Genomic DNA, 23,511 nt, shown 5'->3' with positions numbered 1-23,511 from the left:
GCCGAACTGTCGAGCGTTAGCGTTCCTTGACATAGGGCACGCCGCCGGCGCGCGGCGGGATGGCCTTGCCGATGAAGCCGGCAAGCAGGATCACGGTGAGGATATAGGGCAGGGCCTGCATGAACTGCACCGACACCTTGCCGACAATGGGCAGCGGTGTTCCCTGCAGGCGGATCGACGCCGCGTCGAGGAAGCCGAACAGCAGGCAGGCGAACATGGCGTTGACCGGCTTCCATTTGGCGAAGATCAGCGCGGCCAGCGCGATGTAGCCCTTGCCCGCCGTCATGTCTTTCACGAAGCCGCCATTCTGCACCATCGAAAGATAGGCCCCTGCGAATCCGGTCAGGATGCCCGTGCAGATCAGCGCGCGATAGCGCAGCCAGGCGACCGAGATGCCGGCGGTGTCGACCGCGGCCGGATTCTCGCCGACCGCGCGCAGCCTGAGCCCAAAGCGCGTGCGAAACAGCACCCACCAGGTGAACGGCACCATCGCAAAGGCGAAATAGACGAGGATCGAATGGCCGGAGATCAGTTCGGCATAGATCGGACCGATGATCGGCACGCCCCTGATTGCATCGGCGCCGGGCCAGATGATCGCCTCGAATCGTTCGCCCGGTTGTAGCGCCGGCGTGCGGCCACCCTGCTGGAACCAAGCCTGGCCGAGAATGATGGTCGATCCGGCGGCGACGAAGTTGATCGCAACGCCCGAAACGATCTGGTTGCCGCGATGGGTGATCGAGGCAAAGCCGTGCACCAAAGCGAAGGCGACGGAGATCAGGATCGCCATGCCGAGGCCGATAAGCGCGGAATGGAACACCGAAGCCGCGGCAGCACCCGCGAAGGCGCCGACCAGCATCTTGCCTTCGAGGCCGATGTCGAAAATGCCGGCCCGCTCCGAATAGAGGCCGGCGAGGCAGGCAAGCAGCAGCGGCACCGACAGGCGGATGGTAGAGTCCAGCACCTGGATGACCGCGTTGAAGATATCCATCTCAGGCGCCCTTCCCGTTGACGGCCTGCATGCCCACCGACTTCGGGCTGAACGAGGCGAACAGAGCCTGGATATACGGCCGGAACATATGCTCCAGCGCGCCGGCGAAGAGGATGACCAATCCTTGAATGATGACGATCATGTCGCGGCTGATTGCCGGCATCTCGAAGGCGAGTTCGGCGCCGCCCTGGTAAAGCATGCCGAACAGGATCGCCGCCAGCACGATGCCGACCGGATGCAGGCGGCCCATCAGCGCCACGGCGATACCGACGAACCCGGCGCCCGAAACGAAGTCGATCGCGACATTGTGCTGGTCGCCCATCACCGGGTTGAGCGCCATCATGCCGGCCAGAGCGCCCGAAATCATCATCGCAGTGATGATGATGCGGGTTTCCGAAATGCCGGCATAGCGGGCCGCTTTCGGGCTGTGGCCATAGGTGCGCATCTCGTAGCCGAGCTTGGTGCGCCAGATCAGCAGCCACACCAGGAAAGCCATCACCAGCGCCAGCAGGAAGCAGATGTTGAGCGGGGCCGATCGGATCTTGGCGCCGAACAATTCGATGATCCAGTTGAGTTTCGGCAACTCCGCGCCGGCGAGGAAGTTGCGCGTCTGCGGCGCCTGCGACCCTGCCGGCTTCAGCGGACCGACCAGCAGGTAGACCATGATCGAGGCGGCGATGAAGTTGAACATGATCGTCGTGATGACGATGTGCGAGCCGCGCTTGGCCTGCAGGTAGGCGGGGATCAACGCCCACAATGCGCCCACGAGTGCGGAGGCCACGATCGCCAGCGGAAAAGTCAGCCACCAGGGCAGTGTGCTGTCGAGGGAAAGGCAGACGATGGCGATGCCGAGGCCGGCGATGTAGGCCTGTCCCTCGGTGCCGATGTTGAACAGTCCGCAATGCGCCGCCACAGCCACCGAAAGCCCGGTGAATATGAACGTCGTGGCATAGAAGAGGGTAAAGGCGATGCCTGTGCCCTTGCCGAAGGCGCCTTCGACCAGGATGACGGCGGCGCGGAATGGGTTTTCGCCGACCAGCATGACGACGAAGCCAGCGACGATGAAGGCGACCGACAGGTTGATCAGCGGGATCAGCCCGTAGTCGGCCCAGGCAGGCAATTTGGCGTAAGGCGTGCTCATTGCGCCGCCTCCTGATGCTCGACACCGGCCATCAGCAGGCCAAGCTCGCCTTCGGTCGCGTCGGGGCCACGCTCGCCGACGACCCTTCCGGCAAACATCACCAGAATGCGGTCGGAAAGCGAGCGGATCTCGTCTAGCTCGACCGAGACCACCAGCACCGCCTTGCCCTGGTCGCGCATTGCGATCAGGCGCTTGTGGATGAACTCGATGGCGCCGACGTCGACGCCCCGCGTCGGCTGTCCGACGATCAGCACGCCGGGATCCTGTTCGATTTCACGCGCGAGCACGATCTTCTGCTGGTTGCCGCCGGAAAAATTGGCCGTCTTCAGGCGCGGATTGCCGGGACGAATGTCGTATTTCTCGATCTTGTCCCTGGCGTCGGCCATGATTGCATCGATGTTGAGGAACGGTCCTCTGAGGTAACGGGGATCGTCGTGGTAGCCGAGGATGGAATTCTCGTTCTCCTCGAAGGCCAGCACCAGCCCGACATGGTGGCGGTCTTCCGGTACGTGGGCGAGGCCACGGTCGCGCAATTCGCCGGGATCGGCCTTACCGGTGAGATCGATCGGCTTGCCGTCGAGCGTCACGGAACCGGAAACGGCGTGCCTGATGCCGGAAATCGCCTCAAGCAACTCGGATTGCCCGTTGCCGGCGACGCCGGCGATGCCGACGATCTCGCCGGCTCTGATATCGAAGGAGACGTCGTCGACCATGGTGACGCCGCGCGAATCCCTGACCGTCAGGTTCTTGACCGCGAGCTTGACGGCACCGGCCTCGGCCTCGCCCTTTTCGACCCTCAAGAGGACACGCCGCCCGACCATCAGTTCGGCCAGTTCCTCGACCGTGGTTTTCCTGGTCTCCCGGGTCGCCACCATCGTGCCCTGACGCATCACCGACACGGTGTCGGTGATGGCCATGATCTCGCGCAGCTTGTGGGTGATCAGCACCACCGTCTTTCCCTGTTCCTTCAACTGCCTGAGGATGCGGAACAGGTGGTCGGCCTCGGCCGGCGTCAAAACGCCCGTCGGCTCGTCGAGGATCAGGATTTCGGCACCGCGATAAAGCGCCTTCAGGATTTCCACGCGCTGCTGCAGGCCGACCGGCAGTTCTTCGATGATCGCATCGGGATCGACTTCCAGCCCGTATTCTCGCTCAAGCCGGTCCAACTCGGAGCGCGCTTTGGCGATGCTGCTCTTCAGCAGCGCATCGGTTTCGGCGCCGAGGATGATGTTCTCCAGCACCGAGAAATTGTCGACCAGCATGAAATGCTGGTGCACCATGCCGATGCCGAGCGCGATCGCGTCGTTGGGTGTCTTGATCGATGCCGGCTTGGCGCCGACGCGGATCTCGCCGCTGTCGGCCTGGTAGAAGCCATAGAGGATCGACATCAGCGTCGACTTGCCGGCGCCGTTTTCGCCGACGATGCCATGGATGGTGCCGCGCGCGATCTCCAGATTGATGTCGCGGTTGGCGCGCACCGCGCCGAAACTCTTGTTGATGCCGATCAGTTCGATTGCGGCTTGCGCCATGCAGCCTGTCCCACTCTTATTTTTTTATCGCTTGGTCAAAACGCCTAGCATGGCGCTCCGCTTATGCCAATTGTCCGGAGCAGCATCCACTCTCGACAAATCCCCGCACGCTTGTCAATTTCGAACGTGGCCGAAGCTCTCACATTCGCTACTATGACGAGGTCGATTTGACGTTGCGGCGGAAGGTGTCGCGGTACAAACTGGGGACTTTGCATGATCATGCCCGCCGACCGGCTGACGACGCTGGAAATCCGCGCCGCCGAGCAGGAGAAGACCATCGAGGAACTGTCGGGCCAGATCGCCGAGCAGTGGAAGGTGATCGAACGCATGCAGCGCAAGCTCGATGCGCTGACCGACCGCTTCCTGGCGCTTGAAGAGCAGTCGGCACAGGATGTGCCGGTGACCAAGCCGCCACACTGGTGAGGAGAGGGGGAGGGCACGGATCATGGCCGGTGAGAGCGATCGTATCGCAAGGGCCGGCGACTATGTGCTGGGCCTGATGAACGATGCCGACCGCGAGCGGGCCGAGCGCGATCTCGAGATCGACCCTGCGTTCCGCGACGCGGTGGTGCAACTGGCCGAACGCATGCATGTCTTCGATCGGGCCGAACAGCCAGCCGGCGTCAATCATTGGGAACTGGTTACGCAGCGCCTCGCCGAAATGCCGCAGATGCGAGGCGTTGGCCTGGGCGGCAACGATGCCAAGTCGCCGACAGTAATCCGAAACCCGTCCCGACAGCCGTACGGCGTCGGCGTGCATTCGCTCGGCGGTAGGCATGGACTTGTCGTCATGGCCGGGCTGATTGCGGCCTTCGCGCTCGGCTATCTCCTGGGCACATTGTGATCGAGCCGGCGCGACATCAGCATCATCGTTTCGCCATCCTGCTCGCACACCTCGATCGCGTCCCAGCCGAGCGCCACGTAGAAATCGCGCGCCTGCCAGGCGTAGAGGTAGAGCGTCTCGACCCCGGCTGATGCCGCATGCGCTTCGATCGCCTTGACGAGCGCGGTGCCGGTTCCCTTGCCCCGATGGTCGGCATCGACGACAAGCCCGGCCAGCCACGGTGTCAGATCATGCGCCGGTTCCAGTTCATGGCGGACCAGCAGGCAGGTGCCTACCGGCACTTCGTTCACACGGGCAACCAGAGCCTTTTCAAGACCGTCGCTGGTCAGCAGGTTGCGGAGCCCTGCGGCATCCTCTTCCAGCGTCCTTCCCGTCCCCTCGAAGAAGGCGGCAATCCGCAGTCGCGCCACGACTTCGATGTCATGCCCGTTCATGGGTTCGATCGTCGGCTGCATTTCTCGCTCCATGCCATCCGCGAGCTTCGTTCGATCGGCAAAAGCAAAACCGCCGGGCTTTCGCCCAGCGGTTGCGGATCATGGCCGTATGGCGCCGCGGATCAATAGGGGCAGGCGTTGTCGGCTGTGTAGTCGTGCACCTTGACCGTGCCGGCGATGATGTCGGCCTTGGCTTTTTCGACGGCCGCCTTCATTTCGTCGGTCACCAGTGCCTTGTTGTTGTCGTCCATGGCGTAGTCGACGCCGCCTTCCTTGAGGCCCAGATTCTCGACGCCACCCTTGAAGGTGCCGTTCTTGCCATCCATGAAGGCGGTGTAGACGGCAACGTCCACGCGCTTCAGCATCGAGGTCAGCACCTTGCCGGGCTGCAGTCCGTTCTGGTTGGAATCGACGCCGATGCCGAGCTTGCCGGCATCCGCCGCCGCCTGCAGCACACCGACGCCGGTGCCGCCGGCGGCCGCGTAAACCACGTCGGCTCCCTGGTCGATCTGCGTCTTGGCGATCTCGCCACCCTTGGCTGGATCGTTCCACGCCGCCGGCGTATCGCCAGTCATGTTCTGGATGACGTCGGTCGCGCCAGCGGACTTGGCGCCGCCGACATAGCCGCATTCGAACTTGCGGATCAGCGGGATGTCCATGCCGCCGACGAAGGCAACCTTCTTCGACTTCGACGCCATCGCGGCCATGATGCCGACGAGATAGGAGCCTTCATTCTCCTTGAACACCAGCGAGCGCACATTGGGCAGGTCGACCGCATCGTCGATGATGGCGAAGTTGAGGTCCGGGTATTCGGCCGCGATCTTCTTCAGCGCATCCTCCCAGGCAAAGCCGGCCATGACGATCGGGTTGTGGCCGTCCTCGGCGAAGCGGCGCAGCGCCTGCTCGCGCTGCGAGGCGTTGGATACTTCGAACTCGACATAGGCGACGCCGGTCTCGGTCTTGAATTTTTCGGCGCCATGGTAGGCAGCCTCATTGAAGGATTTGTCGAACTTGCCACCCAGATCATAGAGGATGGCCGGCTGGACATCCGCGGCGAATGCCGGAAGAACCATTGCGGTTGCGGCCAGGAGGCCGAGAACGATACGTTTCATGTGATCCACACCCTGTCGGTTATTTTTTCCGTTACACACCGCCTGCCTGCCCGGTTCTCCGGCAAGCAAACGACGTTAGCCAGGAGTGCATTCCCCTCCCGCTCCCGGGCAATCTGGCACGGCCCGAAACAAAATTCACGCGGAATTTTGACCTTTTGGAAAAGCGTACCATGGGCAAGCCCCGCCGCGATCCGATCTTGCGTGCAAGCTTTCAACAGCCGGCCGGAATGGTGCGGGAGATGGGTTCAGTTGGTGGCGAACTGTCCCGTGCGCCGCTGCCGCCGATAACCGATGGCGTACAGCAGGAAGGCCAGCACCGCGAAGACGGCAAAGCCCGGCTGGTTGAGCCCCCAGGCGATGACTGTGTCCCACAGCAGCGGACCGGCCTTGGCGCGGACGAAGGTTTCGAAGGCGGCCCGCGTGTCCGGCGAGACGGCCAGCCAACTGGCGTTGAGCGGGGTCAGCACAAGGGCCGAAGCCGCCACCGTGCGCGTCGTGTCGAGCACCGCCATGATGACGGAAACCGACAGCGCGACCATGGCCGCAAGACGAAAGACGAAGCGAAACATCAAGGCTCTCCCCCGGTTCACCCTGGACGCTGACCAGAAGACCACCGGCACATATCCGAAACAGACATAGAATGCGTGCGGTTCGGCTGCAATCGCGATACGCGAATTTGAAGGCCAGCGCTTTCTGAGCTCCTATGCGACCGGCTGGCGCCTGGGGCGGTGAACGAGCCAGACGGCAAGAATGCCTCCGGCAATGGCGCCGACCACCAGCCCGGCCAGTCCGATGAAGGCGGCAAAGTAGCCGCAGCCGCCCTCGAAGCAGCTGACCTCGGCGACATCGGCGATCACCGAGCCAGCCAGGAATCCGCCAACGGCGCCGATGACCGCGCCCAGGACGATGCCGAGCAAGGCAGCCACGATGGAAACGAAGACCGACGGCGCTTCGGCGCGCGGCCTAGCATAGACGCCCTCGGCGCCGGAGCCACGGCGCAGCAGATAGATGCAGAGCAGGCCGATGGCGATTTCGGCGCCGCCGATAAGCAGGCTCCTGGCGGAAAAGACGAAATCGGGCACGGCGAGCACATAGGCCTGCCTGGCCAGCACCCAGGCGATGGTCGCCACCTGCCAGATGATGAACTGACGCGGGAAGCGCGCCGAGCGGCCAAAGGCAAGGCCGAGCAAATAAAGCCCCCACAGGATGGTGATGATGTCGACGGCAAGCCCGCCAAGGAGGAAATAGAAGATCCTGTCCGGCAGGCCGGAATTGCCGGTCAGCCACCAGGCGGAGGCCAGGCCGTAGACCGACCATGCCATGACGAAGATGAGCCAGCCCGCCGGCACGTAGGACAGCCCGCTGTCCGGCCGCCCGGTTGGCGCCTGCCCACTAACCGGCATGCCACCGCCCGGTTGTTCACTGCCTGATGTCATGCCCAGACGATGCCCCCCGCAAAGCCTCTGTTCCACTCGACAGGTGGCCCGCGACGAAGTCAAGCGCGGCCGGCCTTGCGGGCTCGTCTGTGCACATTATTCGGGGCGTCGGCACCTTGAACCGGATGCCGCGGCGGCCTCACGAGGCGTTGTGTGGCCGGCAAAGCGAATAGACTGTCGTTATGGCTTGGCATTCAGCGCGGGATCGACTAGATGAGCCCCGCGCCTGTTGCTTTGACGGCTCAGGTGCCGGGAGAGGTGTCCGCTGGTTGGCGGCACCCATAGCGGAAATCGCTACCGCTCCCTGAAGGGACCGCATTGTCCCCAACCCGCGCGGCGAAACCGGCCGTCGCGAAAAATGCAAGGACGGAGAGGTGGCCGAGTGGTTGAAGGCGCACGCCTGGAAAGTGTGTTTACGGGAGACCGTAACGCGGGTTCGAATCCCGCTCTCTCCGCCAGACATCCCCGGTCCATTCTGGACACATGGGTTACGGTTTATACCGGGGACATGGGTAACACTTTTGGCCCGAACGCCCGCCTATCGGCGTTTTATCGACGAGGCGGGTATTTGAGTTCGCCGGCGATCGCATCAAGCAGCTCTTGCAGATGTCCGTTTAAAACGATCATCTCTTTTAGCGCCTTCATCACGTCGCCCTTGTGCGAGGCAACGAAGTTGTCGGCGACGACCTGAAGGGCGGCTTCCTGGCGACCGTCGAGTGTGACAATGTGGTCGATGGCGATTACTCCAAACGCTAGTTTGTGATAGTGAACAAAAACAGAACAAAAGAGTCAAGACGGAATTGACTCAATCAGGAATAAGTTCAGCATATTGTACTTCGCGTACCCAATGAGGTATGAACAATGTTGAATGATTCCCTTGCGGCGATTTTGCCGCTCAACAAAATAGGCGGTCGGAAGACTTCTGCCGGTTCATAGGCTCGATGACTGATTACCCGCACTTGGGGTTCAGCATGAAGGCGGTCCGCAAGGCAGGGGACCGCTTGGCGCAGGACATTGCCTTCAGCCGAGATATAACCAGCGACGAATTTGCTTCCGTCGTTGAGACTTTCGCTGTGGCGAATAGCTTCCGCGATTCGCACATCATGCCTATGCGGTCGGTCTTCTATTCGGTGCGCCATAAGCTCCGGCAGTTCGACATTCGCGGCGACATGGCAGCTCGCCCTAAGCGCATGCCGTCGATACGGAGGAAGCTTGGCAGCACTACCGTCAAGTTTGACCAGATGAACGATCTTGGCGGGTGCCGCGCCATCATGCACGACATTCGAGGCGTCAGGACTTTGATTGCGGAAATTGAAGAGAAGTTTCCTCACGCAATTAGGCAACGATACCCGTACATCGATAGGCCCAAGCCAGACGGCTACCGCAGTCATCACATGGTTTTCACCTTCCAGCCCGGCAGCGAAGATCAGGAAGTGTTTGCAGGTAGGCGAGTTGAGCTACAGATACGTACCAGGTTGCAGCATTCTTGGGCTACCGCTGTCGAGGCGGCTGGCCTCTACCGTGGCGAAGATTACAAGCACGGCCAAGGTGACCAAGACTGGCGACGCCTGTTTGAATTGGCGGGTGCCGAGTTTTCTTATGTCGAGGAATGTCCAATCGTCGAGGGCATGCCAGACCACGGCGCGCGCATTAAAGAGCTTAGGGATCTGAACCAGAAGCTTCGCGCCACCAGCGTCCTTGAGAACATCAAGAACGCCACTCATTTCGCGGAAACCAATAGGCTTGATGCCGGAAAATATTTCCTGATTAGATACCGCAAAGACCACACTGTCGTCGTTGAAGGCTACGATAGCATCATCGTCGCCACTCAAGAGCTTGGCGAAGCCGAATTCAGAATCGTATCTGGTCAGGATGACGATAAGGTTGTGTTGGTCGAGGTTGGGAAAATCAGCAAGCTCGTTCAGATGTACCCGAATTATTTCGGAGACGTGTCACTGTTTGTCAGCAATCTCAGGGAAATTTGCGACGGCAGAAAGCCCGTCGAATACAGCATGGCAAAGCCCCAAGTGGTTGCGGTCAAGCCGCGTGAGGCTGCCAACTTAGGCGCGCTATACAGGCGCTACACCAGATGGTTCGATAAGCGCTAGTTTTTCGGAGTTTTCCGAACGATGCGTTCAAACACCTGATTGAAGTTCTCCCGAGATTCGTCAGCCTCTAGCTCCCGAGCGGCCTCCTTAAACCGCTCGGATTGCTCTTTCTGACTAAGCGGCTTTGCCTTTTTTCCACTTGGCTTTGGGGCGGTATTTGGAGGGTCGCCAGACGCCATAGGGTGCCTCACCTTGCACTAGTCGTTTCATATGTCAGGCGCTTGCCGACGACACCATCAAGGATGCGAGCGGCCCGCGCTTCGTCGTTCACGCCAAGGGCTACGCGCGAATTATGGCGGAAGTCAAATTCCGCAAGGTAGCGGTGAAGGTGCTTCTCGGCGCAATGCTGGTAGGTGCCGCGCATACCGCGCTTGAAGATGCTGAAATAGCTTTCGATGGTGTTCGAATGGACGACGCCACGAACGTACTCGCCAGCCGAATGCTTGACGCTATCGTGAGTGGCGAAGTGATCACCCATTCCGGTATAGAGGCGGCTTTCGTCGGTGTAGAGGGTGCTTTCGCGGGCAACGTTATCAGTCACCAGTTCGGCAACGTTGACCTTGGTCGCCTGCGCAACGTGGAAGTCGCACGTTGCCGCCGCGCTCGATAAGGCCAAGCACGGCGCGCTTGTTCGACGGGCCGCTCTTGCCTTTCTTGATGAAGGGTTCGCCGCTGGTGCGGGTGGTGCGCTTCTCTTCGCGGGAACCGAAATAGGTTTCATCCGCCTCAACGATCATGCCGTTGCCGCCAAGCGGGCCAAGCTTGCCGTCGCGAATAGCTTCGCGGATGCGGTGCGAGATAAACCATGCGGTTTTAAGGGTCACGCCAAGGGTGCGGTGAAGCTGGTTGCTCGAAATGCCTTTCTTGGACGAAGCGATAAGGAAGATCGCCTGTAGCCAATGGTTGAGCTTGACGTGGCTGGCTTCAAAGATGGTGCCGATCTTCACGGTAAAGGGCTTGCGGCACTGGTAGCACTTGTAGGTGCCAATGCGGGTGCTCTTGCCTTCCATCTTCGAAATGCGCTCAAAGCCGCCGCAATGCGGGCAAACGGGGCCGTTCGGCCAAATCCTGGCCTCTACAAACTTGTAGGCGGCGGCTTCGTCGTGGAAGTGGCGGTCTGAAAGCACGGACATCGGTCTAACTCCTTATGGAATCAACCTATTCCGATTGCTTGGGTACGTCAAGTATAATATGCGGAATAAGTTCCTATTTTCGGCAATGCCGGAACCCAGCCGACGATCACGCCGCCTTGTGCAGACCTTGTGCCGTGCGCATGAGATCGGCCAGCTAATCCGCGTCCGGTGTATCCCCTGCAACATCACGCGCCACTACGCGGCTGGCGACCTCGCCAAGCTGCTTGGGGATATTCCATTTTGGGATGTTGAACGTCACATGCGGTGCGAGCGCTGTAAGCGCCGTGAGTTCGATATCGACATCCTGTTGCCGAGCGCATCCGACGGCTTGAAGATACGCGTTCGGCGGCTTGCCGGCGTCCGCATGGTGCGCCAAGTAATCTGGCGCGACGATGGCTAGCCAGAGCGTGTCGGTGTCTTTCTGGTCGCAATTCTCGCCCGTGCCCATTGGGGTGCCGGTGCCGGGAGGGGACATGATGCAGACAAGCCCGCGTGATATAGCGGTCCTGTTGCTGGTCATCATGGTGATACTCATGATCGGCCCCGCCGTTGTTCTCGGAATACAGGCTTTGTGGTTTCTACAAAGCGGCGAATGGACTTCGGTTACAGTTTTCGACTTCCTTCACGCTGTCGGCGTCATAGCGCCCTGGCTAGATCACCCTGACGATTGGATAGGTCCGTGGAAGATCCTGAACTGGATGCCTCTGTCCATGGGGACATCCGTCCTTGCGGGAATCCTTTTGATCATGTGGATTAAATGGGGTTGAGGCAGTCTAGAACAGCGACCCCTGGGCAGGCGTCGAGGGCGCCTGTTGCGGAAATTTGATCTGCGTGGCGGGCTTCTCAACGATCACCAGCGCGTCGTCGGGCGCGGTCCGCTGCAAGTGGCGTGCTTCCGACCAAGGCGCTGTCAGCCAGGTCTCGGTCTCTTCTGGCGTGGTCAGGATCACCGGCATTGCCTTCTCATGGATTGGCGTGATGAGGGCGTTCGGCTTGGTCGTCATGAAAGCGTAGAGCTCGAAGTCGCCGGGACCGTCCTTGACCTTGCGCACGCCCTGCCAGGGCGTCCACAGGCCGGCGAAGAAGAACAGCGGTTGGCTTTCATTGCGCGCGAACCAATAGTTTCGTTGGACGCCGGTTTCAGGGTCTTTGTCGCCTGGTGTAGGCGAAGGTTCCGCGAAACTCGTAACTGGCACGACGCACCGATGCTCGACCCCGACATACTGCTGCCAGTGGCCATACTGTGGATTGCGCACGTTCGTCGTGCCGTAGTCAGCCTTGCCTTTCACGCGCTCCGCTGGCGTGGGTAGACCCCACAGCAGCTTGACTAACTCCCGCTGCCCGTCCGCCGCATTGCGAACCACCGGGCCAGACTGGTTTGGATAGATATCAACGGACGGTTCAAGATTGCCGACGATATCGCGCAAGGCGCGCGTCCATTGGCGGACCGCCTCTTGGGTTGTGGTGATGTTGTAGAGGTTGCACATTAGCCTAGAATTGCGGAATCCGAATCAAACCGCAACCGTGGCAGACCAAGATGGTAAGAGTAGTTCCCGTGGGGAAAAGCGACGCGCCGCATCGGTGTTTTGTCCATACCGGTCGAACAACTGGTGGACATAATTGAGTCGCGCACGGTCAAGCGGATCACCGCGAGCAAGTTATTTTGGAGGAAGACCGTCGAATTTACCTCTATTGCAGGGCTCGTTGGCGCAGCGGTTCTGGGTTGGTTCGGCGTCCTTGCGAAGCTTTTTACGACCGCTGCCAAGCCTTGATCAAACTTCGAGCGAAAGCGTCATGTGGATAATCCACAAAGTCTTAAACCGCGCGTCAGAGGCATGCCCTGGTTGTCAGTCGTCGTTCTTTGCGCAGTAGCCGCAATCCATGGCGCTTTCTTCAACAATCCTCTTGATCGCGGCCATGAACTCCTTGTGGTCAGAGTCGATCTCGCAATCACGAACCTTTGCTGCACCTATGCGATAGGCGTCCTCCAACGAAGCGCTATCCATTTGATCGATGAAGACATCATCGTGGATCGGGCACTTTGACAGCGCCCCTGCTGTTACCGCAACCCGTCCAGCCTGCGCATTCGCGCCTTCCATCCTCAGCATATCGTCTTTTGCACCACCGATGGTGAGTGATCGAGCCGGTCCATATACAATGTGATCGTCTAAAACCGAAATCCGACCCATCACCTTGCTTAGCTGTGAATCTCAAACCGAACGCTGAAACGGCCCCCAACCATTTCGACCAAGATAGCGCTAGCCGAAGCGGGAACGTCAACGGGAAGCGGTGACAAAACCAGCCCCGCAATCTGCTACAAAATGACTGCCATTACCCATAAACCATTGAAATCATTGACGTTATCTTTCGCTCTTCGTTTCCCGCTCTCTCCGCCAGCTTCCCTTTTCCGCAGGCGCTTCTGGGACAGCCTAGCTATATCGAGCCTTAATCGTCTTCTCGCCGGGCCGGTGGATCAGGACGTAAGATTTCCGGCGCACTCAGGCGTGCGGTCCGCAAAGTGTCCTGTTTGCTCCGGAACCTCCTGGCTCGCGATGCGTTTCCCGGCGTCTCATCATAGATCCCGCCAGGATTTCTCCGAGCACTGCGACCAATCAGGAGCCCTCTTCATGCATGACAAGCTGTTTCATTCGCCCGTCGCACTGACCGTCGGTCTGGGCTTCAAGCGCGAAATCGCCTCGCTGGCCGAAATGCACGATTTCCTGACCAACTGGACGACCTCCCGCCGTGGTCCGCTTTATCACAATGCCGTCGAGGCGTGCGGCCTAGCCCTGGAAGGCTGCATCACGAGGGACGAGGCGCGGCATGCGCTTGTTGAATTCGCGGAAGCCACCGGTATTCTCTGGCCCGAGATCGAACCTGTCATCGTGGCGCGGGCCGTCGCACGCGGCCATGGCGGCTACGCCGCCTGATCGTTCGACTTGCCATCGCGGTGGCCAGGTCGTACGGCCGCCCCGAAAGCCCGGCGTGGCGCTTCGAGCCGGGCTTTTCCATTCCAACTTGCGGAGGGTCCGCAGATCAGGCCGCGGTCAATCACACCAACTCGATGAGATGACGAGCGATGCTTCGAAGACCTGGCGCCCGCTCTCGTCGCGCACCTTCACGGTAATGGCCGTTCGGTCGTTTTCGATCATCTCGTCGCGAATGATGTCGGGCAGGATGAGAATTGCCTCGCGCCGCAGACGCTCGCGCGAGTCGAACACCTGACCATGGTCATCCACCGTCAGGCCATCGCCATTGTAAAGGTCAAGAAAGTATCTGGGCATGATGGGGCCGAATCCCGAGCTGATGAAATTGCCAAGAGAGACTGATCGACAATTCGCGGGCTAAGCCGTTGTTCCATAAGAGATGATCTTCGTTGGCGAATAAGCGCCTTCTAACAAATGTTAATGCCCGCCGGCGCCCGACGACCTAGTGCTTCGGTAGCCGCCCCTTGCTTTCGACAGTTGGCGATCGGCTCTGAGCCCTTTCGCTGGAGATAGCGGTGCTGGAATCCCTGTATCTGAATCTCGCCCAGCACGACGCGCTTTCCGATGCTGAAAAGGCGCTGCTGGCTGAAGCCATGACTTTCGAGCGGCATTTCGCGGTAGGTCAGGATATCGTCGCATCGGGCGCGCGGCCCGCCTATTCGACCCTCATCCTCGACGGTTTGGCGGCGCGCTATAAGGTACTCGAGAGCGGCGGCCGGCAGTTCACCTCGCTGCAGGTGCCCGGCGATTTCGTCGATCTCCACGCCTTCCTCCTGAAGACGATGGATCACGGCATCGTTGCCATGTCGCCCTGCCATGTCATGTTCGCCGATCACAGCCGGCTTCGTGCCATCACCGAGGAAGCGCCTCATCTGACGCGGCTGCTGTGGCTGGATACGCTGGTCGATGGCGCCATCCATCGCGAGTGGATCGTGGCCATGGGCCGTCGCTCCAAGACCTCACACCTAGCCCATCTCCTCTGTGAGCTTTTCGTACGACTGCAGGTGGTGCAGCGCACCAACGGCATGAGCTTTCATCTGCCGCTCTCACAGGCCGAACTGGCCGATGTGCTCGGTCTTTCCGTCGTACACATGAACCGCGTCATCGGCGCCTTGCGCAAAGTCGGCGTCGTCAACTGGGCAAATCACACGGTGACAATCCTGGATTGGCACAGGCTCCAGGAAATCGCCGAGTTCGATCCGACCTATCTCAGCCTGACGCGGGAGCCGCGGTAGCGTCCCAGCAAGGCCGCAAAGCGCTGCGGCATATCCTTCGCGGCAATCCGCGTCGACGAGCTGCTCTTCGACGGCGAGCCGCGCCGGAAACCTTTATAGAATTCCTATTTCTTTCCCATCCGCCCCGTCTCGAACCTTTATGGTGATCGGGTCCATATTCACGTCGAGCAAAAGCCGTCGGGCGCCGCCGCAGTGCTGCGCGCTGTCTCACGGTATTGCCGACCTGTTTTTGGCAGGCGAACGGTAGAAAATGGAAGCAAGGAAAAGCACAATGGACTTTATTGTTCTCGGGGTCGGGGCTTTGTTCTTCGGCCTGTCCATCGTCTACGTCAAAGCTTGCGATAGAATTTAGGCTGAAGGATCGGACCATGCTTGTCGATTACATCCTCGGCGGTGGCGTGACCATGTTCCTGCTCGCCTACCTCACCTACGCGCTCATTCGTCCAGAACGCTTCTGAAGGCACGGAAAGCCACAACCATGACACTGAACGGATGGATACAGATCCTGGTCTTTTGCGGGATCCTCGTTTTGCTGGTGAAGCCGCTTGGCTTCTACATGCACCGCGTCTTCAATGGCGATCGCACGCCGCTTTCACCGATCCTCGGCCCGCTTGAGCGCGGGCTTTACCGCATTTGCGGAACCAGCGAGCGCGAGGAGCAACACTGGACCACCTATGCGGTGGCTCTCCTGCTGTTCAACCTGGCGGGCTTCCTGGTGCTCTATATCCTGCAACGCCTGCAAGGCAGTCTGCCCTACAATCCCGCCGGCATGAGCGCGGTCGACCCGGCGCTCGCCTTCAACACCGCCGCCAGCTTCATGACCAACACCAACTGGCAGAACTACGGTGGTGAAAGCACCATGTCCTACCTCGTGCAGATGGCCGGGCTGACGGTCCAGAATTTCGTTTCGGCCGCCACCGGCATCGCCATTGCAATCGCGCTGATCCGCGGCTTTGCCCGCGCTTCCGGAAGATCGATCGGCAATTTCTGGGTCGATATGACGCGCGCCACGCTCTATGTGCTCTTGCCGCTCTGCATCGTGCTCACCCTGTTCTATGTCTGGCTCGGCATGCCACAGACGCTGGGGCCTTACGTGGACGCCACGACGCTTGAGGGCGCCAAGCAGACCATCGCGCTTGGGCCGGTGGCCTCGCAGGTCGCCATCAAGATGCTCGGCACCAATGGCGGCGGTTTCTTCAATGCCAACGCGGCGCATCCATTCGAAAATCCCGACGCCGTCTCCAATCTGATCCAGATGCTGTCGATCTTCGTCGTCGGCGCCGCATTGACCAACGTCTTCGGCCGCATGGTCGGCAACCAGCGCCAGGGCTGGGCGATCCTCGCCTCCATGGGCGTGCTATTCATCGCCGGCGTCGCCGTCTGCTATTGGGCGGAAGCCGCGGGCAATCCGCTGGTGCATGCGCTGGGCATCGACGGCGGCAACATGGAAGGCAAGGAGACCCGCTTCGGCATCGTGCTCTCGGCTTTGTTCGCCGTCATCACGACGGCCGCTTCCTGCGGCGCGGTCAACGCGATGCATGACAGCTTCACCGCGCTCGGTGGCATGATCCCGCTCATCAACATGCAACTCGGCGAGGTCGTCGTCGGCGGCGTCGGCGCCGGCTTCTACGGCATGCTGATGTTCATCCTGATCGCCGTCTTCGTCGCCGGCCTGATGGTCGGCCGCACGCCGGAATATCTCGGCAAGAAGATCGAGGCCAAGGAGGTCAAGATGGCGATGCTGGCCATCCTGTGCCTACCGCTGGCGATGCTGATCTTCACCGCGATCGCGGTGGTGCTGCCGAGCGCGGTGGCATCGATCGCCAATGGCGGGCCGCACGGCTTCTCCGAGATCCTCTACGCCTACACCTCGGCGGCGGCCAACAACGGTTCGGCCTTCGGCGGCCTCAGCGGCAACACGCCCTGGTACAACATCACGCTCGGCATCGGCATGCTGATGGGCCGTTTCCTGGTCATCATCCCGGCGCTCGCCATCGCCGGCGCGCTGGCGGCGAAGAAGACCGTCCCCGCCTCGGCCGGCACCTTCCCGACCGACGGTCCGCTGTTCGTCGGGTTGCTGGTCGGCGTCATCGTCATCGTCGGCGGCCTGACCTTCTTCCCGGCGCTCGCCGTCGGACCTGTCGTCGAGCACCTGGCGATGATCCATGGACAGACATTCTGAGGCAGACATGTCCTGGTTCAGCAACAAGCGCCGCAATGTCAGGCGTCGGGCCGATCCGGGCAAGGAGGGGCTGCCGCCTCCCTTCCCGACCATGTCGACGTTTCTTGGGCTTGCCGCCGCCATGATCGCGCTTTGGCTGCTGGCCTACGGGCTTCCTCATCTTTTCTCGGCATCCGACCGATCGCCGCCGCACACCAACACTGAAGCCGGAGCTTCGAAATGAGTCAGTCAAAGTCAGCCAGCATCATGGATGCCGGCATCCTGTGGCCCGCCATCGGCGGCGCCTTCCGCAAACTCGATCCGCGCACGCTGGCCCGCAACCCGGTGATGTTCGTCGTCGCCGTCGTCTCGGCGCTGACATCGGTGCTGTTCGTCAAGGACCTCGTCACCAGCGGCGGTGATTTGCTGTTCACGCTGCAGATCATCATGTGGCTGTGGTTCACCGTGCTGTTCGCCAATTTCGCCGAAGCCGTCGCCGAAGGGCGCGGCAAGGCGCAGGCGGAATCGCTGCGCAAGGCCCGCACCGAAACCCAGGCCAAGCTTTTGACGGGCGAGGACCGCACCAGGTTCAAGCTGGTGCCCGGCACCAGCCTGAAGGTCGGCGATGTCGTTCTCGTCGAGGCCGGCGACATCATCCCGTCCGATGGCGAGGTGGTGGAGGGCGTCGCCTCGGTCAACGAGGCGGCGATCACGGGGGAGTCCGCACCGGTGATCCGCGAATCCGGCGGCGACCGCTCGGCCGTCACCGGCGGCACGCAGGTGCTGTCGGACTGGATCCGCGTGCGCATCACCGCCGCCGCCGGTCACACGTTCCTCGACCGCATGATCTCGCTGGTCGAAGGCGCCGAGCGCCAGAAGACACCCAACGAGATCGCGCTCAACATCCTGCTCGTCGGCATGACGCTGATCTTCGTGCTGGCTACAGCGACCATCCCGAGCTTTGCCCACTACTCGGGCGGCTATATTTCGGTGACCGTGCTCGTCGCCCTGTTCGTGACGCTCATCCCGACCACGATCGGCGCGCTGCTGTCGGCCATCGGCATTGCCGGCATGGACCGGCTGGTGCGCTTCAATGTGCTGGCCATGTCGGGTCGCGCCGTCGAAGCCGCCGGCGACGTCGACACGCTGCTCCTCGACAAGACCGGCACCATCACGCTCGGGAACCGCCAGGCGACGGAATTTCGCCCGGTCAAGGGCGTCAGCGAGCAGGAACTGGCGGACGCGGCACAGCTTGCCTCGCTCGCCGACGAGACGCCGGAAGGCCGCTCGATCGTGGTGCTGGCCAAGGAAAAGTATGCCATCCGTGCCCGCGACATGGCGACATTGCGTGCTACCTTCGTGCCCTTCACCGCGCAGACCCGCATGAGCGGCGTAGACATCGACGGTTCCTCGGTACGCAAGGGCGCGGTCGATTCCGTGCTCGCCCATGTCAGCCAGGCGACATCGGCCAGCAGCGCGACGCGCCCGAACAGCGACACGATCAGGGATTTGCAGGCGATCGCCGATGAGGTTGCGAAATCCGGCGGCACGCCGCTGGCGGTCGAGCGGGACGGGCGCCTGCTCGGCATCGTGCACCTCAAGGACATCGTCAAGGGCGGAATCCGCGAGCGTTTCGCCGAGCTGCGCAAGATGGGCATCCGCACGGTCATGATCACCGGCGACAACCCGATGACGGCAGCGGCCATCGCGGCCGAAGCCGGCGTCGACGATTTCCTTGCCCAGGCGACACCGGAGGACAAGCTGAAGCTGATCCGCGACGAGCAGGCCAAGGGCAAGCTGGTCGCGATGTGCGGCGACGGCACCAATGATGCGCCAGCCCTCGCCCAGGCCGATGTCGGCGTCGCCATGAACACCGGCACGGTCGCTGCTCGCGAGGCCGGCAATATGGTCGACCTCGACAGTGATCCGACCAAACTTATCGAGATCGTCGAGATCGGCAAGGCGCTGTTGATGACGCGCGGCTCGCTGACCACCTTCTCCATCGCCAATGACGTGGCCAAGTATTTCGCCATCATCCCGGCCATGTTCGCCGTCTTCTACGTCGCGCCCGGCCAGACCACAGGTCCGCTTCAAGCGCTTAACATCATGCATCTGGCGACACCGCGGAGCGCCATCCTGTCGGCCATCATCTTCAACGCGCTGATCATCATCGCGCTGATCCCGTTGTCGCTGCGCGGCGTGAAGTACCGGGCGATCGGCGCGGGTGCGCTGCTCAGCCGCAACCTTCTCGTCTACGGCCTCGGCGGCATCGTCGTGCCGTTCGTCGGCATCAAGATAATCGACATGGCCGTCACGGCCCTCGGCCTTGCATAAGGATCATTCCGATGCTCAAGCAGATCAGACCCGCGATCATCATGATCGTTTTCTTTACCGTGCTGACGGGGCTCGTCTATCCCACCGGCATGACCGGCATCGCCCAGGCGCTGTTCCCGCGCCAGGCCAATGGCAGCCTGATCGAGAGGGACGGCAGGGTGATCGGCTCCGAACTGATCGGCCAGGCCTTCGCCAGCGACACGTATTTCCACGGACGGCCGTCGGCCGCCGGCAACGGCTACGATGCCAGCGCCTCCAGCGGCTCCAACCTCGGCCCGACCAACCCGAAGCTGCTCGAACGCATCAAGGGCGATGCGGAAAAGCTGAAGGCTGAGAACCCGGACCAGCCGGTGCCGATGGATCTGGTGACGACGTCCGGCAGCGGCCTTGATCCGCAGATCAGTCCCGAGGCCGCTTATTTCCAGGTTCCGCGCGTGGCCAAGGCAAGGCGCATCGACGAGGCCAAGGTCAAGGCGCTCGTCGACAGCCAGGTCGAGGACAGGGAATTGGGCGTGCTCGGCGAGCCGGCGGTTAATGTGCTGGCCCTCAACCTGGCGCTGGATGCCGCGAAATAGGTGATGTCCGGCGCCGGGGATCGACACGGTCCCCGGCGCCATTCATGATCAGACCCGATGCCGGACGACAGAAGCTACGTCGAAAACAGACCATCTCCCGACGCGCTGCTGGAGCATGCCGAGCGGGAAGGGCGCGGCCGTCTGCGCATATTCCTGGGTGCGGCACCCGGTGTCGGCAAGACGTACGAGATGCTGATGTCGGGTCGTGCCAGGGTGGCCGACGGTGCCGACGTGGTGATCGGCGTGGTCGAGACGCATGGCCGCAAGGAAACACGGGCCCTGGTCGAGGGGTATGAAGTCATTGCCCGCCGCAGGGTCGACTACAAGGGGCGCGTCCTCGACGAGATGGATATCGATGCCATCCTTGCCCGGCGTCCGGCGCTGGTCCTGGTCGACGAACTCGCCCACACCAACGCGCCCGGCAGCCGCCACCCCAAGCGCTATCTCGATGTCCAGGAAATCCTGGCACGGGGCATAGACGTCTATACGACGCTGAACATCCAACATGTCGAAAGCCTGAACGACGTCGTCGCCCAGATTACCCGGGTCAGGGTGCGCGAGACGGTTCCAGACTCGATCATCGACCAGGCGGATGATGTCGAGATCGTCGATCTGACGCCCGACGACCTGATCAAGCGGCTGGAGGAGGGCAAGGTCTATTTCCCCAACACCGCGCAGCGCGCCGTCGAGAACTATTTTTCGCCCGGCAATCTGACGGCGTTGCGGGAACTGGCGCTGCGCCGTACCGCCCAGCGCGTCGACGAGCAGTTGCTCAACCACATGCAATCCCATGCTATCCAGGGTCCGTGGGCGGCAGGCGAAAGGGTGCTTGTCTGCGTCGATGCCCGTCCGGGCGGGGCAGCCCGCATTCGCTACGCACGCAGGCTGGCCGACAGGCTTCGTGCGCCATGGACGGCGCTTCATGTCGACACGCCTCGCTCCGCCGGCATGTCCGAGGACGACAAGGACAGGCTCGCCACACTGCTGCGCCTCGCCGAGCAGCTCGGTGCCGAGGTGACGACCATCCCTGGCCAGAGCGTCGCCCAGGACATCGTTCGCCATGCCACGGCCAACAATTTCACCCACATCGTGGTCGGCAGGCCGACCCGGTCGCGCTGGCGCGAACTGATCGAGGGGTCGCTCACCTACGATCTGATCCGCAATGCCGGAGACATCAGTGTCCATGTCATCTCCGGAACGGAGCGGGACACCGAAACGTCTTCCAGGAGAGTGAACGCGGCAGCCGAGGATAGGCATTTTCAGGCCAAGCCGTATTTGCTCGCCACGGCTTACGTTGCCGGATCATTGGCCGTCAGCACTGCTCTCGATCAGTTCCTCGACGTTCGCAATCTGGCGATCGTCTTCCTGCTCTCGGTGCTGACATCGGCGGTGGCCGGTGGTCTCTGGCCGGCGCTTTACGCCTGTTTCCTCAGTGTCCTTGCCTTCAACTATTTTTTCCTCGAGCCACGCTACACGCTGACCATCCGCGATCCCGAGAGCATCGTCGCGATTGCCGTCTTTGTCGCCGTTGCCGTCATCGCCAGCAACCTGACGGCGCGCGTGCAGCGTCAGGCCGCCGCCGCCCGCTCGCGGGCGCGGGCAACCGAGGACATCTATCTGTTTTCCAAGAAGCTCGCAGGCGCCGGCACACTCGACGACGTGCTCTGGGCCACCGCCTTCCAGATCGCCTCGATGCTGAAGCTGCGCGTGGTGCTGCTGCTGCCGGAAGACGGCACGATCACCGTCAAGGCAGGCTATCCGCCCGACGACACGCTGGCCGAGGCCGACATCGCCGCCGCACGCTGGGCCTGGGAGCACAACCGTGCCGCCGGACGCGGCGCCGACACGCTTCCTGGCGCCAAGCGCCTATATCTTCCCTTGCGCACGGGACGCACCGCGATCGGCGTCGTCGGCCTCGACAATGACAAGCAGGGCCCGCTTTTGACGCCCGAGCAGCAGCGGCTGCTCGATGCGCTGGCCGATCAGGCGGCGGTGGCGATCGAACGCATCCAGCTCGTCGCCGATGTCGACCGCGCCAAGCTCGCGGCCGAAGCCGACCGGCTGCGCTCGGCGCTGCTGACCTCGATTTCGCATGACCTGAAAACGCCGCTCGCGGCCATCATGGGCGCGGCCGGCACGCTCAAGGAATTCGCGCCCAACCTTCCCGAGCAGGACAGGGCGGAGCTCCTGTCGACCGTGATCGACGAATCGGAGCGGCTGAACCGCTTCATTGCCAACCTGCTCGACATGACCAAGATCGAATCCGGGGCAATAGAGCCGAACTACGCCCTCCACTATGTCGGCGATATCGTCGGCACGGCGCTCGATCGTGCCCGCAAGATCACCAGCGCGCACAAGATCGAGGTCGATATTCCGCCCGACCTGCCGATGCTGCGGCTCGATCCCGTGCTGTTCGAACAGGTCCTGTTCAACCTTCTCGACAATGGCTCGAAATATTCGCCGCCCGGTTCGACGATCCGCGTCCAGGCCTGGGCGGACAATGGCTCCGTCATCGTGCGGATCATGGACGAAGGACCGGGCATTCCGGCGCAGGACCTGGAACGCGTCTTTGACACCTTCTACCGGGTGCGCAAGGGCGATCAGGTGCGCGCCGGCACCGGACTTGGCCTGTCGATCTGCCGTGGCTTCGTCGAGGCGATGGGCGGCACGATCGCGGCCACCAACCGGACCGACCGCCCCGGTGGCGCCTTCACCATCAGGATGCCGGTGCCGGCGCAAGCGCGCGATATCGGCAACCGTGGCCACGAGCCCAGCACGGATCAGCCTTGATGACCAATTCGAATGTCAGGATACTGGTCGTCGACGACGAGCCGCCGATCCGCAAGCTGCTGCGGGTCGGCCTCGCCAGCCAGGGTTACGCGGTCAGCGAGGCGCCGAACGCCAAGGTGGCGATCGAGCTGATGGAACAGGAGAAGCCGGACCTGGTGCTGCTCGATCTCGGCCTGCCCGGCATGGGGGGCCATGAACTCCTGCGCAAATGGCGTGAGGAGGGCGTCGACGTTCCCGTCGTCATCCTCTCCAGCCGTACCGACGAGGCCGGCATCGTCAGCGCGCTCGAACTCGGCGCCGACGACTATGTCACCAAGCCGTTCGGCATGAACGAACTGGTGGCGCGCATCCGGGTGGCGCTGCGCCACAAGTTCCAGCAACAGGGTGAGAAGCCGGTATTCCAGAGCGGTGACCTCAGCGTCGATCTGGTCAAGCGCGTCGTCAAGGTCGAGGACAGGGAGGTGAAGCTCTCGCCGAAAGAGTACGACATATTGCGCATCCTGGTGCAGCATGCCGGCAAGGTGCTGACCCACCACTTCATCCTGAAGCAGATCTGGGACGATTCGACCGACGTGCAGTACCTCAGGGTCTATGTCCGCCAGCTCAGGCAGAAGATCGAAAAAATTCCCGACCAGCCGCGCTACATCACCACCGAGACCGGTGTCGGCTACCGCCTGCGTGTCGAGTGAATTAGCCCTTCCGAT

General features: G+C 61.8%; 23 protein-coding genes, 1 tRNA gene and 1 pseudogene. 13 read left to right on the top strand and 12 right to left on the bottom strand.

From position 1 onward, the window contains the following. Positions 1-16: 16 nt before the first annotated feature. The 3 genes from AC3CB8_RS28950 to AC3CB8_RS28940 are packed head-to-tail and all read right to left on the bottom strand — an operon-like array spanning position 17 to position 3,658. Positions 17-988: an ABC transporter permease gene (locus AC3CB8_RS28950; RefSeq protein ID WP_023770582.1), complete on the bottom strand. Its 972-nt coding sequence runs from the start codon at positions 986-988 to the stop codon at positions 17-19. 1 nt (position 989) lies between these two features. Continuing rightward, the gene (locus AC3CB8_RS28945; RefSeq protein ID WP_023781208.1) at positions 990-2,129 is read right to left on the bottom strand and encodes an ABC transporter permease; all 1,140 of its coding nucleotides are present in this window, start codon (positions 2,127-2,129) and stop codon (positions 990-992) included. After that, on the bottom strand, positions 2,126-3,658 hold the full coding sequence (locus tag AC3CB8_RS28940; RefSeq protein ID WP_352563672.1) for an ABC transporter ATP-binding protein: 1,533 nt from the start codon (positions 3,656-3,658) through the stop codon (positions 2,126-2,128). Before AC3CB8_RS28940 ends, AC3CB8_RS28945 begins: the two co-directional genes overlap by 4 nt. A 216-nt stretch (positions 3,659-3,874) precedes the next feature. Here AC3CB8_RS28940 and AC3CB8_RS28935 point away from each other — a divergent pair, with 216 nt between their 5' ends. After that, entirely contained in the window at positions 3,875-4,081 is a 207-nt protein-coding gene (locus AC3CB8_RS28935; protein WP_198026135.1) for a SlyX family protein, read from the top strand. 22 nt (positions 4,082-4,103) lie between these two features. Next, positions 4,104-4,502, top strand: coding sequence for a hypothetical protein (locus AC3CB8_RS28930; protein ID WP_023770580.1), 399 nt, complete (start codon positions 4,104-4,106; stop codon positions 4,500-4,502). On the opposite strand, the gene AC3CB8_RS28925 is transcribed toward AC3CB8_RS28930, so the two are convergent. From AC3CB8_RS28925 to AC3CB8_RS28910, 4 genes are all read right to left on the bottom strand, one after another. Beyond that, positions 4,481-4,957, bottom strand: a complete 477-nt coding sequence (locus AC3CB8_RS28925; RefSeq protein ID WP_352563673.1) for a GNAT family N-acetyltransferase — start codon at positions 4,955-4,957, stop codon at positions 4,481-4,483. The two genes, AC3CB8_RS28930 and AC3CB8_RS28925, sit on opposite strands and share 22 nt — an antisense overlap. A 101-nt stretch (positions 4,958-5,058) precedes the next feature. Next, positions 5,059-6,048, bottom strand: coding sequence for a BMP family lipoprotein (locus tag AC3CB8_RS28920; RefSeq protein WP_023770579.1), 990 nt, complete (start codon positions 6,046-6,048; stop codon positions 5,059-5,061). A 245-nt stretch (positions 6,049-6,293) separates the two neighbouring features. Continuing rightward, positions 6,294-6,617 (bottom strand): hypothetical protein, encoded by a 324-nt coding sequence (locus AC3CB8_RS28915; protein WP_023770578.1) that lies wholly within the window; start codon positions 6,615-6,617, stop codon positions 6,294-6,296. Between the two features lie 132 nt (positions 6,618-6,749). Then, a complete protein-coding gene (locus tag AC3CB8_RS28910) occupies positions 6,750-7,484 on the bottom strand; it encodes a hypothetical protein (RefSeq protein WP_352563674.1) in 735 nt (244 codons plus the stop codon). 368 nt (positions 7,485-7,852) lie between these two features. On the opposite strand from AC3CB8_RS28910, the gene AC3CB8_RS28905 reads away from it, so the two are divergent. Both AC3CB8_RS28905 and AC3CB8_RS28900 read left to right on the top strand, forming a co-directional pair. Further along, positions 7,853-7,942: transfer RNA gene (locus AC3CB8_RS28905), tRNA-Ser, on the top strand. A 513-nt stretch (positions 7,943-8,455) separates the two neighbouring features. Beyond that, a complete protein-coding gene (locus tag AC3CB8_RS28900; RefSeq protein WP_352563675.1) occupies positions 8,456-9,592 on the top strand; it encodes a RelA/SpoT domain-containing protein in 1,137 nt (378 codons plus the stop codon). 187 nt (positions 9,593-9,779) lie between these two features. Here AC3CB8_RS28900 and AC3CB8_RS28895 read toward each other — a convergent pair. The 4 genes and pseudogenes from AC3CB8_RS28895 to AC3CB8_RS28880 form a co-directional block, all read right to left on the bottom strand. Continuing rightward, positions 9,780-10,725, bottom strand: a pseudogene (locus tag AC3CB8_RS28895) (IS1595 family transposase). A gap of 154 nt (positions 10,726-10,879) precedes the next feature. Then, a complete protein-coding gene (locus AC3CB8_RS28890; RefSeq protein WP_352563676.1) occupies positions 10,880-11,248 on the bottom strand; it encodes a hypothetical protein in 369 nt (122 codons plus the stop codon). Between the two features lie 250 nt (positions 11,249-11,498). Continuing rightward, positions 11,499-12,212, bottom strand: coding sequence for an SOS response-associated peptidase (locus AC3CB8_RS28885; RefSeq protein WP_023793806.1), 714 nt, complete (start codon positions 12,210-12,212; stop codon positions 11,499-11,501). Between the two features lie 360 nt (positions 12,213-12,572). Continuing rightward, positions 12,573-12,824 carry a hypothetical protein gene (locus AC3CB8_RS28880; protein ID WP_352563677.1) on the bottom strand — a complete coding sequence of 84 codons (252 nt, stop codon included), beginning with the start codon at positions 12,822-12,824 and terminating at the stop codon, positions 12,573-12,575. A gap of 528 nt (positions 12,825-13,352) precedes the next feature. Between AC3CB8_RS28880 and AC3CB8_RS28875 the strand changes: the two genes are divergently transcribed. After that, the gene (locus AC3CB8_RS28875) at positions 13,353-13,655 is read left to right on the top strand and encodes a DUF982 domain-containing protein (protein ID WP_023770576.1); all 303 of its coding nucleotides are present in this window, start codon (positions 13,353-13,355) and stop codon (positions 13,653-13,655) included. Positions 13,656-13,772: 117 nt separating this feature from the next. Here the strand turns inward: AC3CB8_RS28875 and AC3CB8_RS28870 are convergent, their stop codons facing one another. Next, positions 13,773-14,009, bottom strand: a complete 237-nt coding sequence (locus AC3CB8_RS28870; protein ID WP_023770575.1) for a DUF6894 family protein — start codon at positions 14,007-14,009, stop codon at positions 13,773-13,775. 218 nt (positions 14,010-14,227) lie between these two features. On the opposite strand from AC3CB8_RS28870, the gene AC3CB8_RS28865 reads away from it, so the two are divergent. From AC3CB8_RS28865 to AC3CB8_RS28830, 8 genes are all read left to right on the top strand, one after another. After that, the gene (locus AC3CB8_RS28865) at positions 14,228-14,947 is read left to right on the top strand and encodes a Crp/Fnr family transcriptional regulator (protein WP_023770574.1); all 720 of its coding nucleotides are present in this window, start codon (positions 14,228-14,230) and stop codon (positions 14,945-14,947) included. Between the two features lie 368 nt (positions 14,948-15,315). Then, entirely contained in the window at positions 15,316-15,405 is a 90-nt protein-coding gene (gene kdpF / locus AC3CB8_RS28860; RefSeq protein ID WP_352563678.1) for a K(+)-transporting ATPase subunit F, read from the top strand. Between the two features lie 20 nt (positions 15,406-15,425). Further along, positions 15,426-17,129 carry a potassium-transporting ATPase subunit KdpA gene (gene kdpA, locus AC3CB8_RS28855; RefSeq protein ID WP_352563679.1) on the top strand — a complete coding sequence of 568 codons (1,704 nt, stop codon included), beginning with the start codon at positions 15,426-15,428 and terminating at the stop codon, positions 17,127-17,129. Further along, the gene (locus tag AC3CB8_RS28850; protein ID WP_245273799.1) at positions 17,113-17,352 is read left to right on the top strand and encodes a hypothetical protein; all 240 of its coding nucleotides are present in this window, start codon (positions 17,113-17,115) and stop codon (positions 17,350-17,352) included. Before kdpA ends, AC3CB8_RS28850 begins: the two co-directional genes overlap by 17 nt. After that, complete coding sequence (gene kdpB, locus AC3CB8_RS28845; RefSeq protein WP_352563680.1) at positions 17,349-19,442, top strand: potassium-transporting ATPase subunit KdpB; 2,094 nt, start codon at positions 17,349-17,351, stop codon at positions 19,440-19,442. The genes AC3CB8_RS28850 and kdpB overlap by 4 nt, the downstream gene beginning before the upstream one ends. Positions 19,443-19,453: 11 nt before the next feature. Further along, the gene (kdpC, locus tag AC3CB8_RS28840; protein WP_352546725.1) at positions 19,454-20,017 is read left to right on the top strand and encodes a potassium-transporting ATPase subunit KdpC; all 564 of its coding nucleotides are present in this window, start codon (positions 19,454-19,456) and stop codon (positions 20,015-20,017) included. Positions 20,018-20,074: 57 nt separating this feature from the next. After that, on the top strand, positions 20,075-22,807 hold the full coding sequence (locus AC3CB8_RS28835) for a sensor histidine kinase (protein WP_023770568.1): 2,733 nt from the start codon (positions 20,075-20,077) through the stop codon (positions 22,805-22,807). After that, positions 22,807-23,496: a response regulator transcription factor gene (locus AC3CB8_RS28830; RefSeq protein WP_023770567.1), complete on the top strand. Its 690-nt coding sequence runs from the start codon at positions 22,807-22,809 to the stop codon at positions 23,494-23,496. The genes AC3CB8_RS28835 and AC3CB8_RS28830 overlap by 1 nt, the downstream gene beginning before the upstream one ends. Positions 23,497-23,511 lie beyond the last annotated feature (15 nt).

This window comes from Mesorhizobium sp. P160927, assembly GCF_057766385.1.
This window is presented reverse-complemented; position numbering and strand designations above follow the sequence as displayed.

Bases quoted from the DNA above. Each gene is read 5' to 3' on its own strand.
- AC3CB8_RS28950 (WP_023770582.1), bottom strand. From the start codon at position 988: ATGGATATCTTCAACGCGGTCATCCAGGTGCTGGACTCTACCATCCGC.
- AC3CB8_RS28945 (WP_023781208.1), bottom strand. From the start codon at position 2,129: ATGAGCACGCCTTACGCCAAATTGCCTGCCTGGGCCGACTACGGGCTG.
- AC3CB8_RS28940 (WP_352563672.1), bottom strand. From the start codon at position 3,658: ATGGCGCAAGCCGCAATCGAACTGATCGGCATCAACAAGAGTTTCGGC.
- AC3CB8_RS28930 (WP_023770580.1), top strand. From the start codon at position 4,104: ATGGCCGGTGAGAGCGATCGTATCGCAAGGGCCGGCGACTATGTGCTG.
- AC3CB8_RS28925 (WP_352563673.1), bottom strand. From the start codon at position 4,957: ATGCAGCCGACGATCGAACCCATGAACGGGCATGACATCGAAGTCGTG.
- AC3CB8_RS28920 (WP_023770579.1), bottom strand. From the start codon at position 6,048: ATGAAACGTATCGTTCTCGGCCTCCTGGCCGCAACCGCAATGGTTCTT.
- AC3CB8_RS28915 (WP_023770578.1), bottom strand. From the start codon at position 6,617: ATGTTTCGCTTCGTCTTTCGTCTTGCGGCCATGGTCGCGCTGTCGGTT.
- AC3CB8_RS28910 (WP_352563674.1), bottom strand. From the start codon at position 7,484: ATGACATCAGGCAGTGAACAACCGGGCGGTGGCATGCCGGTTAGTGGG.
- AC3CB8_RS28900 (WP_352563675.1), top strand. From the start codon at position 8,456: ATGAAGGCGGTCCGCAAGGCAGGGGACCGCTTGGCGCAGGACATTGCC.
- AC3CB8_RS28890 (WP_352563676.1), bottom strand. From the start codon at position 11,248: ATGATGACCAGCAACAGGACCGCTATATCACGCGGGCTTGTCTGCATC.
- AC3CB8_RS28885 (WP_023793806.1), bottom strand. From the start codon at position 12,212: ATGTGCAACCTCTACAACATCACCACAACCCAAGAGGCGGTCCGCCAA.
- AC3CB8_RS28880 (WP_352563677.1), bottom strand. From the start codon at position 12,824: ATGGAAGGCGCGAATGCGCAGGCTGGACGGGTTGCGGTAACAGCAGGG.
- AC3CB8_RS28875 (WP_023770576.1), top strand. From the start codon at position 13,353: ATGCATGACAAGCTGTTTCATTCGCCCGTCGCACTGACCGTCGGTCTG.
- AC3CB8_RS28870 (WP_023770575.1), bottom strand. From the start codon at position 14,009: ATGCCCAGATACTTTCTTGACCTTTACAATGGCGATGGCCTGACGGTG.
- kdpF (WP_352563678.1), top strand. From the start codon at position 15,316: ATGCTTGTCGATTACATCCTCGGCGGTGGCGTGACCATGTTCCTGCTC.
- kdpA (WP_352563679.1), top strand. From the start codon at position 15,426: ATGACACTGAACGGATGGATACAGATCCTGGTCTTTTGCGGGATCCTC.
- AC3CB8_RS28850 (WP_245273799.1), top strand. From the start codon at position 17,113: ATGGACAGACATTCTGAGGCAGACATGTCCTGGTTCAGCAACAAGCGC.
- kdpB (WP_352563680.1), top strand. From the start codon at position 17,349: ATGAGTCAGTCAAAGTCAGCCAGCATCATGGATGCCGGCATCCTGTGG.
- kdpC (WP_352546725.1), top strand. From the start codon at position 19,454: ATGCTCAAGCAGATCAGACCCGCGATCATCATGATCGTTTTCTTTACC.
- AC3CB8_RS28835 (WP_023770568.1), top strand. From the start codon at position 20,075: ATGCCGGACGACAGAAGCTACGTCGAAAACAGACCATCTCCCGACGCG.
- AC3CB8_RS28830 (WP_023770567.1), top strand. From the start codon at position 22,807: ATGACCAATTCGAATGTCAGGATACTGGTCGTCGACGACGAGCCGCCG.